Annotated in this window: 12 protein-coding genes; 11 read left to right on the top strand and 1 reads right to left on the bottom strand. The window is 70.5% G+C overall.

What is annotated here, in order from left to right:
- Positions 1-46 precede the first annotated feature (46 nt).
- Entirely contained in the window at positions 47-1,279 is a 1,233-nt protein-coding gene (locus ACZ4EG_RS38880; protein ID WP_467793986.1) for a L,D-transpeptidase, read from the bottom strand.
- 230 nt (positions 1,280-1,509) lie between these two features.
- Here ACZ4EG_RS38880 and glgX point away from each other — a divergent pair, with 230 nt between their 5' ends.
- The 11 genes from glgX (at position 1,510) to ACZ4EG_RS38825 (ending at position 17,131) form a co-directional block, all read left to right on the top strand.
- Positions 1,510-3,759 carry a glycogen debranching protein GlgX gene (glgX, locus tag ACZ4EG_RS38875; protein ID WP_467793985.1) on the top strand — a complete coding sequence of 750 codons (2,250 nt, stop codon included), beginning with the start codon at positions 1,510-1,512 and terminating at the stop codon, positions 3,757-3,759.
- A 167-nt stretch (positions 3,760-3,926) separates the two neighbouring features.
- Entirely contained in the window at positions 3,927-4,247 is a 321-nt protein-coding gene (locus ACZ4EG_RS38870) for a hypothetical protein (protein ID WP_453558090.1), read from the top strand.
- Positions 4,244-5,680, top strand: a complete 1,437-nt coding sequence (locus tag ACZ4EG_RS38865; RefSeq protein ID WP_467793984.1) for a CdiA C-terminal domain-containing protein — start codon at positions 4,244-4,246, stop codon at positions 5,678-5,680. Before ACZ4EG_RS38870 ends, ACZ4EG_RS38865 begins: the two co-directional genes overlap by 4 nt.
- 42 nt (positions 5,681-5,722) lie before the next feature.
- Positions 5,723-6,208 (top strand): SitI3 family protein, encoded by a 486-nt coding sequence (locus ACZ4EG_RS38860; protein ID WP_467793983.1) that lies wholly within the window; start codon positions 5,723-5,725, stop codon positions 6,206-6,208.
- A 1-nt stretch (position 6,209) separates the two neighbouring features.
- A complete protein-coding gene (locus ACZ4EG_RS38855) occupies positions 6,210-6,590 on the top strand; it encodes a DUF6086 family protein (RefSeq protein WP_467793982.1) in 381 nt (126 codons plus the stop codon).
- A 23-nt stretch (positions 6,591-6,613) separates the two neighbouring features.
- Positions 6,614-7,108, top strand: coding sequence for a SitI3 family protein (locus ACZ4EG_RS38850; RefSeq protein ID WP_467793981.1), 495 nt, complete (start codon positions 6,614-6,616; stop codon positions 7,106-7,108).
- Positions 7,109-7,229: 121 nt separating this feature from the next.
- Positions 7,230-9,107 (top strand): ABC transporter transmembrane domain-containing protein, encoded by a 1,878-nt coding sequence (locus ACZ4EG_RS38845; RefSeq protein ID WP_467793980.1) that lies wholly within the window; start codon positions 7,230-7,232, stop codon positions 9,105-9,107.
- Entirely contained in the window at positions 9,104-10,981 is a 1,878-nt protein-coding gene (locus ACZ4EG_RS38840) for an ABC transporter ATP-binding protein (RefSeq protein WP_453558073.1), read from the top strand. The genes ACZ4EG_RS38845 and ACZ4EG_RS38840 overlap by 4 nt, the downstream gene beginning before the upstream one ends.
- 22 nt (positions 10,982-11,003) lie before the next feature.
- Positions 11,004-12,710, top strand: a complete 1,707-nt coding sequence (locus tag ACZ4EG_RS38835) for an ABC transporter ATP-binding protein (RefSeq protein WP_453558071.1) — start codon at positions 11,004-11,006, stop codon at positions 12,708-12,710.
- On the top strand, positions 12,707-14,485 hold the full coding sequence (locus tag ACZ4EG_RS38830) for an ABC transporter ATP-binding protein (RefSeq protein WP_467793979.1): 1,779 nt from the start codon (positions 12,707-12,709) through the stop codon (positions 14,483-14,485). Before ACZ4EG_RS38835 ends, ACZ4EG_RS38830 begins: the two co-directional genes overlap by 4 nt.
- 603 nt (positions 14,486-15,088) lie before the next feature.
- Positions 15,089-17,131: a M4 family metallopeptidase gene (locus ACZ4EG_RS38825; protein WP_467793978.1), complete on the top strand. Its 2,043-nt coding sequence runs from the start codon at positions 15,089-15,091 to the stop codon at positions 17,129-17,131.
- Positions 17,132-17,367: the final 236 nt, after the last annotated feature.

The raw sequence follows: 17,367 nt of genomic DNA, 5'->3' as shown, positions 1-17,367 counted from the left end.
CAACTTCGGCCGTCCGTCGGCGCCCCGAATCCAGTCCTCCTCCTGGTTACTTGACCGCGCTGCCCGCCTTCCACTCGTTCCACCCCATGTTCCACCCTCCGAACCCATTGTCGGGAGAGACCTTTTTGTCATTGCTGTTGACGACTTCGACGACGTCCCCGATCAGGGTCCGGTCGAAGAACCAGCCCGCGGGCGTGTCCGAACTGCCCCCCTTGATGTCCATCAGGCCCACGCAGCCGTGGCTGACGTTGCTGTTCCCGAAGGCGTCCCCCGCCCAGTAGTTGCCGTGCAGGAAGGTCCCGGAGTCGGTGAGCTTGATGGCGTGCGGGACGTCGGGGATGTCGTACTCGCCGCCGAAGCCGACGGTCTGGCTGTTCATCCGGGTGACCTCCAGCATCTCCATCACCACCATCTTGCCGTTGTAGGTGGTGGTCTTCGGGGCGCCCGCGGTGATGGGCACGGTGGTGAGCAGCCGGCCGTCGCGCTTGACCTCCATGGTGTGCGCGGCAGCGTCCACCACGGAGACCTGACTGCGGCCGACGGTGAAGGTCACCGTCTTGTACTGGAGTCCGTAGACGCCGCGCGCCCCCTCGACGTCGCGCAGCCGCAGCTCGACGGTGACCCGGGTGCCGGGCTTCCAGTACTGCTGGGGGCGGAAGTCGAGGCGGTCCTCGCCGAACCAGTGCGGGCTGATCTCGACGGGGGGTTTCGCCGTGACGCGGACGGCGCGTTCGACGGCGGCCCGGTTCTGGATCGGCCGGTTGAAGGCCAGCGAGACGATCATTCCGGTGCCGACGGTGGAGCGGTTCTCGGGGGTGACGTACCCGATGAACCGCTCGTCGGGGACGTACGTCGTGAAGGTGGCGTGCCGGGCCGAGCGGCGCCCGTGCCCGTCCAGCGCCACCGCGTCGACGGTGTACTTGGCGGCGAGCGCCAGCTTCCGCTCGTCCGGTTGCCAGGTCCTCCCGTCGTCGGTGATGTGCCCGGCCACCGGGGTGTCCTGGGCGTCCTGGACCCGGACCACGCTCACCGATTCGAGTCGCCCGTCGGACACCCGTACCCGCAGCGGTTCGCCGGAGCGGACTGCCTTGCTGCCGTCGTCCGGGGAGATGCGGATGATGTCCCCGGCTGCCGGGGGTTTGCCGAAGATCCGGTCGAGGGCGTCGCCGCCCGAGCCGTCCCCGGTACAGCCGGCGGCTCCCGCCAGCAGTCCTGCCCATGTCAGTACGGCGGCCAGCGCGGCCCCCGTGCGCCGTGCGCGCCCTTGTGCATACCTCACGAGCGGCTCAACGACCGGGCCCGCCCTGGGGAAACGTGAGTGCGACGCAAGCGCTGGGCAGAACAGTGGGAGGACGACGCGATGGGGAGCCGCGCCCGTGAGCCGCGGGGACGCCGGTGCCGGGAGGTCGTGCGCGCAGCGGGCCCCGCCGGGGGCCGGGCGCGGCGGCCGCCCCGGCGCTGGCTGAGAGCGCTCCGAAGGCGAACGAGCCGACACAAAGGGGCCGCAAGGTGACGAGCGCAGCCGAGCAGCAGACAGTGGCCCAGGAGCGGGCCCTCGACGGCGGCCGCCCGGCCTCCGCGGTGAACGGCGCGGAGCGCGCCACCGCGCCGACTCCACCCGTTTGGCCGGGCGCACCCATGCCGCTGGGCGCCCGTTTCCGGTCGGGTCCGGAGGGGGTGGCGGGCACCAACTTCGCGTTGTGGGCGGCCGGGGCGGAGGCGGTCCAGCTGTGTCTGTTCGACGAGCGGGACCGGGAGACGCGGGTGCGGCTGACCGAGCTGACGCACGAGATCTGGCACGGCTTCGTGCCGGGCGTGATGCCCGGCCAGCGCTACGGCTATCGGGTGGACGGCCGCTGGGACCCGTGGATCGGCGCCCGCTGGAACCCGGCGAAGCTGCTCCTCGACCCGTACGCGCGGGCGGTGGACGGCGAGTTCAGCCTGCCGCCGGAGGTGTACGGGCATGTCCGCGACTGGCCGGAGCAGCATGTCGCGGACACGGTGCGCGACGACCGGGACTCGGCGCCGCACGTCCCGAAGGGCGTGGTGGTCCACGATGACGACGACTGGGCGGACGACCGCCGGCCCAAGACGCCGTGGGCCGACTCGGTCATCTACGAGCTGCATGTGCGCGGCTTCACGCAGCTGCACCCGGACATCCCGCCCGAGCTGCGCGGCACGTACGCCGGCCTGGCGCACCCGGCGGCGATCGAGCACCTGGTGAAGCTGGGCGTGACCGCGGTCGAGCTGCTCCCGGTGCACCAGTTCGCCCACGAGGACCATCTGCTGCGCCGCGGCCTGAAGAACTACTGGGGCTACAACTCGATCGGGTACTTCGCCCCGCACGCGGCCTACGCGGCCTCCGGTACGACGGGACAGCAGGTCGGCGAGTTCAAGCGGATGGTCCGCGCCCTGCACGCGGCGGGCATCGAGGTCATCCTGGACGTGGTCTACAACCACACCGCGGAGGCGGGCGAACTGGGCCCGACGCTCTCCCTCAAGGGCATCGACAACCGCGGCTACTACCGCCTCCAGGACGACGCCCGCCGCTACGCCGACTACACCGGCTGCGGCAACACGCTGCACGTGGTCCAGCCGCAGGTCCTACGCCTCATCACCGACTCGCTGCGCTACTGGGTGACGGAGATGGGCGTGGACGGCTTCCGCTTCGACCTGGCGGCGGCGCTGGCGCGCTCCATGCACGACGTCGACATGCTCTCCCCCTTCCTCGCGGTGATCGCCCAGGACCCGGTGCTGCGCCGGGTGAAGCTGATCGCCGAGCCCTGGGACATCGGCTCCGGCGGCTATCAGGTGGGGGCCTTCCCCCCGCTGTGGACGGAGTGGAACGACCGCTACCGCAACGCGGTCCGCGACTTCTGGCGCGGCGCGCTCCCCGATGTGCGCGACCTCGGCTACCGCATCTCCGGTTCCAGCGACCTGTACGCCTGGGGCGGCCGCCGCCCCTACGCCTCGGTCAACTTCATCACCGCGCACGACGGTTTCACCCTGCGCGACCTGGTCTCCTACGAGGGCAAGCACAACGAGGCGAACGGCGAGAACAACCGGGACGGCTCCCACGACAACCGCTCCTGGAACTGCGGCGCGGAGGGCGAGACGAGCGAGGAGCCAGTACGCGCGCTGCGCCGCCGCCAGCTGCGCAACCTGCTGACGACGCTCCTGCTCTCGACCGGTGTGCCGATGCTGGTGGCGGGCGACGAGCTGGGCCGCACGCAGCGCGGCAACAACAACGCGTACTGCCAGGACAACGAGATCAGCTGGCTGGACTGGACCCTGCTGGACGACCCCGCCTGGCGCCCCCTGTTCGACCTGACCTCCCGTCTCATCGCCCTGCGCCACCGCCACCCGGTCCTGCGCCGCCGCGCCTTCTTCTCCGGCCGCGCCCACTCGGCGGACGGCCTGCGGGACCTGGCCTGGTTCACGGCACACGGCGAGGAGATGACCGAGGGCGACTGGTACGCCCCCGCGGCCACGCTCGGCATGTACCTCTCCGGCCGGGACATACCGGGCCGCGACGACAAGGGCGCCCCGATCACCGACGACAGCTTCCTCGCGATCCTCCACGCCGGCGACGCCCCGACGGCCTTCACCCTGCCGGGCCCGCCGTGGGCGGAGCGCTACGAGGTCGTGGTCGACACCTCGCGGGAGGCGCAGGGGAAGGCACCGGGCGTGGTGCATCGGGCGGGGGCGGGGATGATGGTGGAGGGGCGGTCGGTGGTGTTGTTGCGGGTGACGGGGTGAGGGGGTCACGACCTGGAGTCTTCACCCGCTCTTGAAGATTGCAATAGCTTTCGCATACGTCTGGCATACCTGCGTCATAAGCACACCGACTAAGATCATCTGCTTGACATGCACGCGAAATGGCCATGGTATTCGGGGGCAACACCACATGTCGGTGCGGGACGTCGATGAGTGATCTGAGCGCGGACACCAAGCGCATACGCGAGTGCTCGCGTGCACTGCAAAGGATTTACGACTCCTTCACCGAGCGGGCGAATCCGGCCGAGGACCTGTCGGCGGCCGAGTTGGGTGACAGCCTGATCGTCGACGCCTTCGACGACTTCGCCGACAACTGGAAGATCCACCGCAAGGATCTCGCGGCGCAGATCAGGAAGCTCGGGGTCATCACCCTGGAAGCCGCGAAGAGTTACGACGCCGTCGACGCGAAGCTCGCGCAGGCCCTGCGTGAGCAGGACAAGCGGGCGAAGCGAGACGGAGGGGCGAAGTGAGGCGTCCCCCCGTCCACGAGTGGGCCGTTCTCGACGAGGACGGCGACCCCGTGCCCGGCGATCCCGACATCATCGCCCTGCTCGGCCAGTCGCTGCGCGAGGTCGCGAACGACATCAAGCGTGAAGCGGGCGACGTGGAGGCGCTCTGCGGAGTCGAGTCGTGGAAGTCGAAAGCGGCCGACGCGTTCCGCGAGACAGCGCACGACACTCTCGATCCCCTCCGCAAGGCGTATCACCGGTACGACAAGGCCGCGAGCGCCATGGGCACACGTGTCCGGCAGGACAGCGTCGCGGACTGGGCCAGCGCTCTCGAACACGCGCAGCAAATGGCCGCCAAGGCCCTGAAGGCGGGACAGGCCGCGCAGGACGACCACAGGGCGGCGACGAAGGGCATCAAGGGGCTGCCCGAGCACACCCCGGAAGACGACCCCGACCGCGTACGGCTGAAGAAGCAGCAGGACGCGGCCTCGACCGACCTCGACAGCGCGAAGTCGATCCTCCGGCAGGCGAAGGAGATCCGGGACACGGCCGCCAAGAAGGCCGCCGGGATCATCCACCGCGCCATCACGCACGACGGCATGCACGACTCCGGATGGGACAAGTTCGAGGACACGGTCGGCTCGGTGGTGTCCGGAGCCGGAGACTTCCTGAAGGACGTCGGCCTGACCGTGGTGTCGGACCTCGCCTCCATCGGCAACGCCATGGTGGACGATCTCGGATCGACGCTGACCGTGCTGGGAGGTCTCGCCCTGATAGCGGGCGGCGCGGGTGAGGAGGTCCTCGGCGGTCTGCTGGACTGCACCGTCATCGGTGCCGCGCTCGGCATCCCGATCAACGTCGCCGCGGCCGCCCAGATAGCGGTGGGGGTCGGCATGGTGGGCGCCGGAGCGGCCAACATCGCCCGTGATGCCGCGGGGCCCGACCGGGTCGACATGACATCCGACGGATCGGGTGGCGGGGGTGGCGGCGGGGACTGGGACGCTTCCGCCGAGGCCGGACGGACCGGACCGTCAGGGGATCCCGACCCCACCGCGAAACCCCGGGGAAATCCGGAATCCCTCAGCAAGAACGACGACGCGACAACCATTCGGGCGAAAGGGCGCGAGGTCCACTCCGCGGAGACTCTGGCCAGAAATGGGTACGACGTCGAACAGTCGCCGGGCGTGCAGCCGAACGGGACGAAACCGGACTTTCGAATCGAAGGTAAGATCTTCGACAACTACGCACCTACGGCCAAGAACCCACGCTCCGTCTGGGACGCGATCGGCAAAAAGGTGGAGAAAGGCCAGACGGAACGAGCCGTATTGAACCTCGGAGACAGCGACGCCGATCTCGGTGCGCTGCGTTCACAGTTCCACGACTGGCCGATAGACGGACTGAAAGAGGTCATAGTGATCGACCGCGAGGGTAATGTGGTTCACCTCTATCCTTAGCGTCCGCGACACACAGTCACTCCCATTGAAGCGAGTTAGCACATGGCAATCGAATACGACCTCGAATTTGCGACGCGGTACTCCGCCGACGAGGTCGCGACCCAATTGGCAGACATCGGCTGGAGGACCGGAATCCTCGACCCATCGGTCACGGGCGCCCGACTCGTGACGGAGGGAGCCGTGACCCGGCTGGGCACGTGGATTCGTGTGATCAAGCCAAAGCCCCCGCAGCCATGGAACGCCATCGTCAACGACTTCGGAATCGTCCCGACGGTCGACGTGGGATTCCGGCTCGGAAAAGAGAACGAGTCCTCGGACCAGCAGGACGACATGATCCGGATCGTCGCTCCGCTGCTGGACCGTGTCGACGGCGATGTCGTACTGCACTTCCAGTTCGAGGAAGTCTGGCTCCTGCGCCGCGGCGGAGAGCTGACGCTCCACGAGGACGACGACCTGTGGCGGCCCGCGCGGCTGGCCATCGTGTCGCAGCCCTACAGCCGGGAGACCCACACCATGGATCTGGACTGAGATGGCAGCAAGGATCAGGTTCCAGGACAAGGACATGCCCGGCCGTGGCATCTGGTGCCCACCAGCCGATGTCGCCCGCGCGTTCACGGGCAGTGCACGCATGTGCGCCGACGTCCACGGCGTCGACTCCGGCGTCGGGGAGGTCGTCGAAGGCGCATGCTTCATCGATTTCGCGGAGTTCACGCAGTTGTCCGCCTTGGCGGTGCACCGGTTCAGCACGTCGGGCCAGGGCGTCCTGCGGTCCCTCACCCTGGGGTTCATAGCGACTTCCCTCGTGCTGATCGACCGATCGGGCCACCCCGCCCCCGCGATGCCCGGTCCGGATCAGGAACGGGCCTGGACGGCGCTCCGGGATCAGCACGCGCGGGTGATGCCCGTTTGACAGACCGGAAGCGCGACCAAGGCGTGGAGAACGTCGTGGCTTTTTCTTACACCCTGGACATTGCGACATCAGACTCCCCTCTGTGCGTGGCGGAGAAACTCGTCCACGTGACGAGCGCTGCGCAACTTCTGCAATCACCTCCACCGCCCGCAGCGGATCTCCTGACCGAGGGGATTTCCACGGCACACGGAATCCGGCTTCGCGTTTTGGCGGAGGATGATGAGCCGGATCCCGAAGATCCGCTCGTCGAAAATTTGGGATTCACGCCCACGACGACGGTGATCTTCAGATACAAGAAGGGCGCTTACGAAGAGCAGGATGAAGACGTCGTACTTCTTTCGTCGAGACTGCTTGAAGAGGTTCCGGGGGATGCCGTATTGCATGTTGACTACGAGAGCGCAAAACTCGTGCGTCGGGCTGGGAAGACGAGTTTGAGCGACGATGCAGAGTTGTGGACGCCATACCGTCTTTCCTTGATCTCACAGGAATATGATCGCGCCACTCTCAAGATCGACTGAGCTGATGCCTGCCTGACGGAGAGCGACCCGTGGCGGCCCGCGCGGCCGGCCGCCATGCCGGGTCCGGGTCAGGCGAAAACTCTGTGGGCGTTGTCAGTGGCGGTCCGTAGGCTCGCGGGTGATGCCCACGACACGTGCAACCACCAGCGATCGTTCAACTGTACGCATCCTGTTGCGGCTGTGGCCGTACGTCCGGCCGGTGCGGGTGCGGCTGTTCACCGCCGCGTTCGTCGCGGTCGTCGCCTCCTGTCTGGGGCTGGTGATCCCGCTCGTCCTGAAGTGGATGGTGGACGGGCCGGTGGCCGACCGGGATCCGGGCGGGGTGTGGCTCGGCGCGCTGTATCTGCTGCTGCTCGGGGTCGCGGAGGCGGGGCTGTTCGGGCTGCGGCGGTGGCTGGTCGCGCGGCCGCTGTCGAACGTCGAGGCGGAGATGCGGGCGGGCCTGTACCGGCATCTGCAACGGCTGCCGGTGGCCTTCCACGACCGGTGGGCCTCCGGCCAGTTGCTCTCGCGGGCCACGACCGATCTGATGCTGCTGCGCATGTTCCTCGCCTTTCCGCTGACGTTCCTGCTGGTCAACGGGGTGACTATTCTCGTCGGCCTGGTCATCATGCTGCAGCAGGACTGGACCCTGGGACTGGTCGTCCTGGGTCCCGCCGTGCCCGTGATGTGGACCTGCGTCGTCTTCGAGCGGCGGTACGCCGAGGTGGCCCGGCTCGCCCAGGACCAGGTCGGCGACCTGACGACGCTCGTCGAGGAGAGCGTGCTCGGGATCCGCATCATCAAGGGGTTCGGCCGGCACCGCAGCCAGGCGCGGGTGTTCCGCACGCTGTCGTGGACGCTGCGCGGCACCGAGCTGCGCAAGGCCCGGCTGCTGGCGACCATCTGGGGCGTCATCGTGACGCTGCCGGAGCTGGCGATCGGCGCGGCGCTGGTGCTGGGGGCGGTGCAGGTGGCGGACGGGGACCTGTCGACGGGGACCCTGGTCGCCTTTCTGAGTACGGCACTTGCGCTGCGCTGGCCCGTGGACTCCATCGGGTTCCTGCTGGCGATGACCCAGGAGGCGGCGACCGCGACGGAGCGGTACTTCGAGGTGATGGACGCCCGGCCGGAGGACCCGCACGTCACCGAGCGGACCGGGAGACCGGCGGCCGCACGGACCGGTCTGCGGTTCGACGGCGTCACGTTCCGCTACCCCGACGCCCCGCCCGGCTCCCCGCCCGTCCTCGACCGCATCGACCTCCACATCCGCCCCGGCGAGTCCATGGCCCTGGTCGGGGCCACGGGCAGCGGCAAGACCACGCTCACCGCGCTCGTCCCCCGGCTGCACGAGGTGACCTCCGGGCGGATCACGCTGGACGGCGAGGACATCACCGCGATGTCCCGTGAGGAACTGCGCTCCAAGGTGGCGGTCGCCTTCGAGGAGCCCACCCTGTTCTCGGCGAGCGTCGGGGAGAACGTGCTCATGGGGGCGGGCGACGGCGCCGGTGCGCCGGAGCTGGAGCGGGCGCTCGCCGTCGCGCAGGCCGAGTTCGCGCACGGGCTGCCGCAGGGCACGGGGACACAGGTCGGCGAGCAGGGGCTGAGTCTGTCCGGCGGGCAGCGGCAGCGGCTGGCCCTCGCCCGGGCCGTGGTCGGCCGGCCCGGGTTCCTGGTCCTCGACGACCCGCTGTCCGCGCTGGACGTGCACACCGAGGCCGCCGTGGAGGCGGCGCTGCGGCAGGTCCTCGCGGACACCACCGCGCTCATCGTGGCCCACCGGCCCTCCACGGTGCTGCTCGCCGACCGCGTCGCCCTGCTCTGTGAGGGCCGCATCACCGCGGTCGGCACCCACCACGAACTGCTGCGCACGAACGCCGAGTACGCCCACCTGATGTCTGGCGAACCGACGAGGGAGCCGACCGGGGATCCGGCCGGGGAACGGGCCGGGGAACCGGGCGGACAGCCGACCGAGGAAGCGGGCGGACAGCCGACCGAGGAAGCTGAGGACGACCGATGACTGCCCCCACCACCTCCACCTCCGCCTCCACCACCCCCGCGACCGGCGACGAGGGCGAACTCCCCCGCCCGCCCGACGGCACCGACCCCTTCGACCGCGACGTCCTGCCCACCCGGCCCGGTGCCACGGCCGCCCTGCTGCGCTCGCTGCTCGCCCCGATGAAGGCCCGCGTCGCCGTCACCACCCTTCTGCTGCTGCTCCAGCAGGCGGCCGTCCAGGCGGGCCCGCTGCTGGTGGCGTACGCCATCGACCGCGCCGTACCGGCGTTCCGGGACCACGACCACGGTCCGCTGATCGTGGTGGCCGTCGCCTACGGGCTGTGCGCGCTGATCTCCGGCGTGCTCCAGTTCGCGTTCATCGAGGCCTCCGCGCGCGTCAACCAGGACGTGCTGCTCGATCTGCGCGGCCGGATCTTCCGACACGCCCAGGCGCTGAGCGTCGACTTCCACGAGCGGTACACGAGCGGCCGCCTGATCTCCCGCTCCACCACGGACGTTGAGTCGCTGCGGGAGCTGCTCAGCGAGGGGCTCCAGGAACTGGTCACGGTCGTCCTGTCGTTCGTCTACATCTCGGCGATGCTGCTCTGGCTCGACCTCGGCCTGGGCGCGGTCGCGGTGGTCTCGTTCGTGCCGCTCTACCTCCTCGTCCGGCTGTACCAGCGGCGCGCGGGACGGGTGTTCACGGCGCGGTCCACGGCGATCGCGGCCGTGATCGTGAAGTTCGTGGAGACGATGAACGGCATCCGGCCGGTGCGCACCTTCCGCCGGGAGGCCGCGAACGACGCCGACTTCCGCGTTCTGAACCGGCGCCACGAACGCACCAACGGCGACGCCCTGTTGGAGATGGCCCGCTATGTGGTCGGCTCCCGGCTGGTCGCCAACACGGCGGTCGCGGTGATCGTGCTGTGGGGCGCCCACCGGGTGGCGTCCGGCTCGCTGGAACTCGGTGTGCTCGCGGCCGCGGTGCTGTATCTGCGGCGGCTGTACGACCCGATCGACCGGCTGGGCATGTTCCTCAACTCGTACCAGTCGGCGGCCGCCTCCCTGGAGAAGATCGCCGGGCTGCTGGCCCAGACCCCGTCCGTGCCGGAACCCTCGGCGCCCAAAGAGCTCCCGGCGCTCGAATCGCCGGACCACCCCGGCCGCGAGGTCGTCTTCGACGGCGTGCGGTTCGCCTACCGCACCGGCGGCGAGGTGCTCCCCCGCTTCGACCTCACCCTCCCGGCCGGGCAGACGGTCGCGGTCGTCGGCTCGACCGGCGCGGGCAAGTCGACGCTGGCCAAGCTGCTCGCCCGCTTCTACGACCCGTCCGACGGCCGGGTCCTGCTGGACGGAGTCGACCTGCGCGAGCTGGCCGTGCGCGAACTGCGGCGCGGGGTGGTCATGGTGACCCAGGAGGCGTTCCTGTTCTCCGGCACGGTCGCCGAGAACATCGCGATCGGGCGGCCGGACGCGAGCCGTGCGGAGATCGAGCGGGCGGCGAAGGCGATCGGCGCGCACGAGTTCATCGGCGCGCTGCCCGACGGGTACGACACGGACGTACGCAAGCGCGGCGGCCGCATCTCCGCGGGGCAGCGCCAACTGGTCGCCTTCGCAAGGGCCTTGCTCGCCGACCCGGCGGTGCTGATCCTCGACGAGGCGACCAGCTCGCTGGACGTCCCCGGCGAGCGGGCGGTACAGCGCGCGATGTCGACGGTGCTGCGGGGCCGTACGGCCGTGGTGATCGCACACCGGCTGTCGACCGTGGAGATCGCCGACCGGGTACTGGTGATGGAGCACGGGCGGATCGTCGAGGACGGCCGGCCGGACGAACTGATCGCCGGCACGGGCCGGTTCGCCGATCTGCACCGGGCCTGGCGGGACAGTCTGGCGTAGCGGGCGGAAACGGGGGCTGAGAATGATCGACGCGTACGAGGATCCGGGGACGCCCGACTGCCGTGGCGGCTGGCGCTTCCTGTGGTGGCTGGTGCTGCGGCAGCCGGGCCGGTCGCTGTGCGGGGCGCTGCTGGCCAGCGTCTGGATGGTGCTGATGGCGACGGCGCCCTATCTGATGTCCCGGGCGGTCGACGACGGGCTGGTGCCGGGGCACTTGGGCCGGCTGGCCGGGTGGACTCTGGTGCTGTTCCTGGTCGGGGCCGTCAACTCATGGGTGAGCATCATGCGCCACCGCACCATGACGAGGGTGCGGATGGACGCCAACTTCCGCACGGTCAAGGTGGTCGTCGGGCAAGCCGTGCGGCTGGGTGCCGCGCTGCCTCGCCGGGCCGGGGCCGGGGAGGTCGTCACGATCGGCGTCGGCGACGTGCAGACGATCGCCCAGTCCCTGACCGTCGTCGGGCCCGGGGTGGGCGCCGTGGTCGTCTACGCGGTGGTGGCCGGGGTGCTGCTGTCGATCTCGGCGCCGCTGGCCGCGGTGGTCCTGCTCGGGGTGCCGGTGATCGTGCTCGTCGCCGGGCCGCTGACGGTGCGGTTGCAGGGTGAGGAGACCGAGTACCGGGAGCGGCAGGGCGTGCTGACCGCGCGCATCGGCGACCTCGCGGGCGGCCTTCGCGTCCTCAACGGCCTGGGCGGGAAGGGGCTGTTCGCGGACGCCTTCCGGCGGGACTCGCAGCGGCTGCGGGCGCAGGGCTACCGGGTCGGCGCGGTGGCCAGCTGGGTGCAGGCACTCGGGGTCGGGCTGCCGACGCTGTTCCTTGCGGTGGTGACCTGGCTGGCGGCCCGGCTGGCCGCCCAGGGACAGCTCACCATCGGTGAGTTGGTGTCGGTGTACGGCTATGTGGCCGTGCTGGTGGGGCCGGTCGCGTTCTTCCTGGAGATGGGCTACCAGCTCAGCCGTGGCGTGGTGGCCGCGCGCCGGGTCGTACGGCTGCTGCGGCTGGAGCCGGAGCCGGACGACGGCTCGCTGCCCGCGCCCGCGGAACCGGCCGCGCTGCACGACCCCGAGTCGGGGGTGCGGGTCCTGCCGGGACGGCTCACCGCCCTGGTCGGCGCCCGCCCCGCCGACACCGCCGCGGTGGTCGACCGCCTCGGCCGGTACACGCCGTCGGCCGCCACCTGGGGCGAGGTACGGCTCGACGCGATCCCGCTGGTGGAGGTGCGGTCGCGGATCCTGGTCGCCGACAACGAGGCCGATCTGTTCGCGGGCCCGTTGCGGGAGGTGGTGAGCGGGCACCGGGACCGCGACGACGCCGCCGTCGGACGGGCGGTGCACGCGGCGGCCGCCGACGACATCGTGCAGGGCCTGCCGGACGGCCTGGACTCGGCGGTGGCCGCCCAGGGCCGCAGCCTCTCCGGGGGCCAGCAACAGCGGGTGCGGCTGGTGCGGGCGCTGCTGGCCGACCCGGAGGTGCTGCTCGCCGTGGAACCCACCTCGGCCCTGGACGCCCACACGGAATCCACGGTCGCCCATCGGCTGCGCGCCGCCCGCATGGGCCGTACGACGGTGGTGACCACCACCTCCCCGCTGGTCCTGGATCGCGCGGACACCGTCCACTACCTGGTCGACGGCAAGGTCGCGGCGAGCGGCACGCACCGCGGGCTGCTGGAGTACGAGCCCGGCTACCGGGCGCTGGTCGCACGGGACACGGAGGAGGTCGTACGGTGACGCAGCCTGCCGCGGGTCAACTGCCCGTCGCCGAACGGGCCGACGTACGCCGGGCGGCCGTCCGTCTGGTGAAGGCCGACCGAGGGTCCTTCGCCGCCGTACTGGCCCTGAACGCGCTGGCCGCCGGGTCCGGTCTGGCCGGGCCGTGGCTGCTCGGGCGGATCGTGGACGAGGTGCGGGCCGGGCACGGGACCGGCGTCGTGGACCGGCTGGCGCTGTGGATCCTGGCGTGTGCGCTGGCCCAGTTGCTGCTGGCCCGCTGGGCCCGGTACGTGGGTCACCGCTTCGGGGAGCGGACCCTGGCCCGGGTCCGTGAGGAGTTCGTCGACCGGGCGCTGGCGCTGCCGGCGTCGGTGGTGGAGCGGGCCGGCGCCGGTGATCTGACCGCGCGCGGCACCGCCGACGTGGGCGCGGTGGGCACCACGCTGCGGGACATCGGGCCCGAGCTGCTGGTCTGCTCGGTGCAGGCGCTGCTCGTGCTGGGCGCGGTGTTCGCGCTCGACCCGCTGCTCGGGCTCTTCGGGGTGCTCGGGCTGACGCCGATCTGGTTCGCCCTGCGCTGGTATCTGCGCCGGGCCCGGGACGGGTATCTGGCCGAGGGCGCGGCCACCTCGCAGGTCGCGGAGATCCTCGCGGCGACCGCGTCCGGGGCCCGTACGGTGGAGGCGTTCCGGCTCGGGGAGCGGCGGACCGCGGCGAGCCGGGACGCGCTGGAGACGTCCCGCAGGACCCGGCTGTACACGCTGTATCTGCGGAGCGTGTTCTTCCCCGCGGTCGAGGTGTCGTACACGGTGCCGGTGGCCGGGGTGCTGCTGATCGGCGGGGTGCTGCACGCGCACGGGCGGGTGGGCCTGGGTGCGGTGGTGGCGGCCGCGCTGTATCTGCGGCAGTTCACCGAGCCGCTGGACCAGATCCTGATGCGGGTGGAGCAACTCCAGAGCAGCGGGGCCTCGTTCGCCCGGGTGGAGGGGCTGGTGCGGGCCCCGCGGGCGCGGGAGGACGGCGGCTCCCCGGCTCCCTCGGACGACCGGATCGACGTGTGCGGGGTGCGGTACGCCTACGAGCGCGGCGGCGAGGTGCTGCGCGGGGTCGATCTGACGGTGCGGCCCGGGGAACGGCTGGCCGTGGTGGGCCCCTCCGGCGCGGGCAAGACGACCCTGAGCCGGCTGCTCGCGGGCGTCGACGCGCCGGGCACGGGCACGGTGACGGTGGGCGGGGTGCCGATCGCCTCGCTGGAGCCGGAACGGCTGCGCCGCCAGGTGGTGCTGGTCACCCAGGAGCACCATGTCTTCCTCGGCACGGTCCGCGACAACCTGCTGATCGCCGAACCATCGGCCACGGACGAGGAGTTGTGGACGGCGCTGGCGGCGGTGGGCGCCGAGGACTGGGTACGTGACCTGCCTGAGGACCTCAACACCCCGCTCGGTACGGGTGGTTGCCCCACGAACGGTTCACAGGCCCAGCAACTGGCCCTCGCCCGGGTGGTGCTGGCCGACCCGCACACCCTGATCCTGGACGAGGCCACGGCCCTGCTGGACCCGACGACCGCCCGGCACACCGAGCGCGCCCTGGCCGCCGTACTGGAGGGCCGCACGGTCATCGCCATCGCCCACCGCCTGCACACCGCCCACGACGCCGACCGGGTGGCGGTGATGGAGAACGGCCGCCTCACCGAACTGGGCACCCACGAAGCCCTGGTGGCAGCGGAGGGCGCCTACGCGGCCCTGTGGCGAACGTGGCACGGGGACGCGCCTGGTCCCAGGGCGCACAGTTGATGTGTGCGTACACCGTGTCGGGCACCTGGAGCGTGGGCTCCGCCCGGACGAGGCCGGGGGCGTACAGCTCGAAGGGCGGGTCCCGGAGAAGGGTCTCGTACGGTCGGCGGCCGTCGGTAACGACTGCGCCTGCGGGTGGGCGACGGCGGCAGATGTACACGAAGGCGTTTCGCGACAGCCGATCCTCGAACTCCCGCCGGTCCAGCGGGTACAGCGCCCACGGCAGCTGTTCGGCGATTCCGTCGATCGACGGAATCGGACCGGTGGACAGACGGGCCGTGAGGGCCTCCGCCGCCCCTTCCGCACCGGCTCGCGCCCCGACCGGTCGTATCCCGGGCCAACGGTCCGCATAGCGAACATGAACATCCGGTCAACGGACCATTTCCGGCCAAATTTCTGACGCGGTCCTGACAGATGGCTTGATCCCCTGTCACTCTTCCCACGGCCGACTCACAGCAACCCCACAGCTACATCTGCTCTGCACGAGCCGGCCCCGCACAGGCACATGGTTCCGCGTTACGCCCTGTTCTGCCCGGACGCCCCAACCCACCGTCCGGATCTCCCCTGGCCGCGCGACCCGCGGCCATGCAGAAGGAGTCAGTGTTGAGAAGCAGTTCCTCTCGCGGACGCACCTCCCACACCATGCACCGCCGCACCGCAGCCGTCGCCCTCGCGGGCGTCACCGCGCTGATCGCCGCCGCCGTCCAGTCCGGCGCGGCCAGCGCCGCCCCGGCGTCCCAGGCCCCGTCGGCCAAGGGCAACCCGGCCCACTCGGCGATCCGGCTCACCCCCTCGCAGCGCGCCGAACTGATCCGCGACGCCGGTGCCGCCAAGGCGGACACCGCCAAGGCGATAGGCCTCGGGTCGCAGGAGCGGCTCGTCGCCCGTGACGTCGTCAAGGACACCGACGGCACCCTCCACACCCGCTACGAGCGCACCTACGCCGGCCTCCCGGTCCTCGGCGGCGACCTGATCGTCGACACCGCGAAGTCGGGTGCGACCCAGCGCGTCATCAAGGCCACGAACGCCACCATCAAGGTCGCCGGCCTCACCCCGGGCGTCACGAAGGCGGCCGCCGAGCGGCAGGCCGTCAAGCGCGCCCAGGCCCTCGGCGGTACCCGGTCCGCCGCCGACAGCTCCCGCAAGGTGATCTGGGCGGCCACCGGCAAGCCCGTCCTCGCCTACGAGACCGTCGTCGGCGGCCTCCAGGACGACGGCACCCCGAACCAGCTGCACGTCATCACCGACGCCGCCACCGGCAAGAAGCTCTACGAGTACCAGGGCATCGAGACCGGCGTCGGCAACACGCAGTACAGCGGCCAGGTCACGCTCACCACCACCCAGTCCGGGTCGAACTACACCCTCACCGACGGGGCGCGCGGCGGCCACAAGACGTACAACCTGAACCACGGCACGTCCGGCACCGGCACGTTGTTCTCGCAGACCAACGACACATGGGGCAACGGCACCACGTCGAACGCCGCCACCGCGGGCGCGGACGCGCACTACGGCGCCGCCCTCACCTGGGACTACTACAAGTCCGTCTTCGGCCGCACCGGCATCAAGAACGACGGCGTGGGCGCGTACTCCCGGGTGCACTACGGCAACTCGTACGTCAACGCGTTCTGGGACGACAGCTGCTTCTGCATGACCTACGGCGACGGGTCCGGCAACAACGACCCGCTGACCTCCATCGACGTGGCCGGACACGAGATGAGCCACGGTGTCACCTCCAACACCGCCCGCCTCAACTACAGCGGCGAGTCCGGCGGTCTCAACGAGGCGACCTCCGACATCATGGCCGCCGGCGTGGAGTTCTACGCCAACAACTCCTCCGACGTCGGCGACTACCTCGTCGGCGAGAAGATCGACATCAACGGCGACGGCACCCCGCTGCGCTACATGGACAAGCCCAGCAAGGACGGCGCGTCCAAGGACAGCTGGTACTCCGGGCTCGGCGGCATCGACGTGCACTACTCGTCGGGCCCCGCGAACCACTTCTTCTACCTGCTGAGCGAGGGCAGCGGCGCCAAGGTCATCAACGGCGTCAGCTACAACTCGCCCACGGCGGACGGGCTTCCGGTCACCGGCATCGGCCGGGACAAGGCGCTGCAGATCTGGTACCGGGCGCTGACCACCAAGTGGACGTCCACCACCAACTACGCGGGCGCCCGCACCGGCACCCTCGCGGCGGCGGGTGAGCTGTACGGCACCACGAGCACCGAGTACAAGGCGGTGCAGGACGCCTGGGCGGGCGTGGCGGTCGGCTCGCGGTCCGGCGGCGGGGGCGGCGGTGGTACGTCGTACGAGAACACCACGCCCGTGTCGATCCCGGACAACGGGCCCGCGGTCACCTCGAACATCACCGTCTCCGGCCGGAGCGGCAACGCCCCGAACAACCTCCAGGTGACGGTCGACATCTCGCACACCTGGCGCGGTGACCTGGTGATCGACCTGGTCGGCCCGTCGGGCGCCGCGTACCGCCTGAAGAACTTCAGCTCGTCCGACTCCGCGGACAACGTGAACGCGACCTACACGGTCAACGCCTCCTCCGAATCGGCCAATGGCACCTGGAAGTTGAAGGTCCAGGACCAGGCGGCGCAGGACGTCGGAACAATCAACAGCTGGAAGCTGACGTTCCCGTAAACCGCATGTCACGGGCTCGTCGGCAGGGCGCCGTCCGGGAGGTTCGACTCCCCCGGGCGGCGCCCGTTTTACATGGCCGCAACATTTACCGGACAGCTGGTTTTCGGCCAACATCACTTGAGGGTCCTGACATGTACGCGCCCCTGATGTCACTCTTCCCTCACCCGCCGCACAGCAGCACTTCCCACTCCGGTCAGTAACCCCACGCTGCCCGGACTCCCCCACGAGAAGGAGCT

The sequence above is a fragment of the Streptomyces sp. NPDC025638 genome (assembly GCF_055558775.1).
This window is presented reverse-complemented; position numbering and strand designations above follow the sequence as displayed.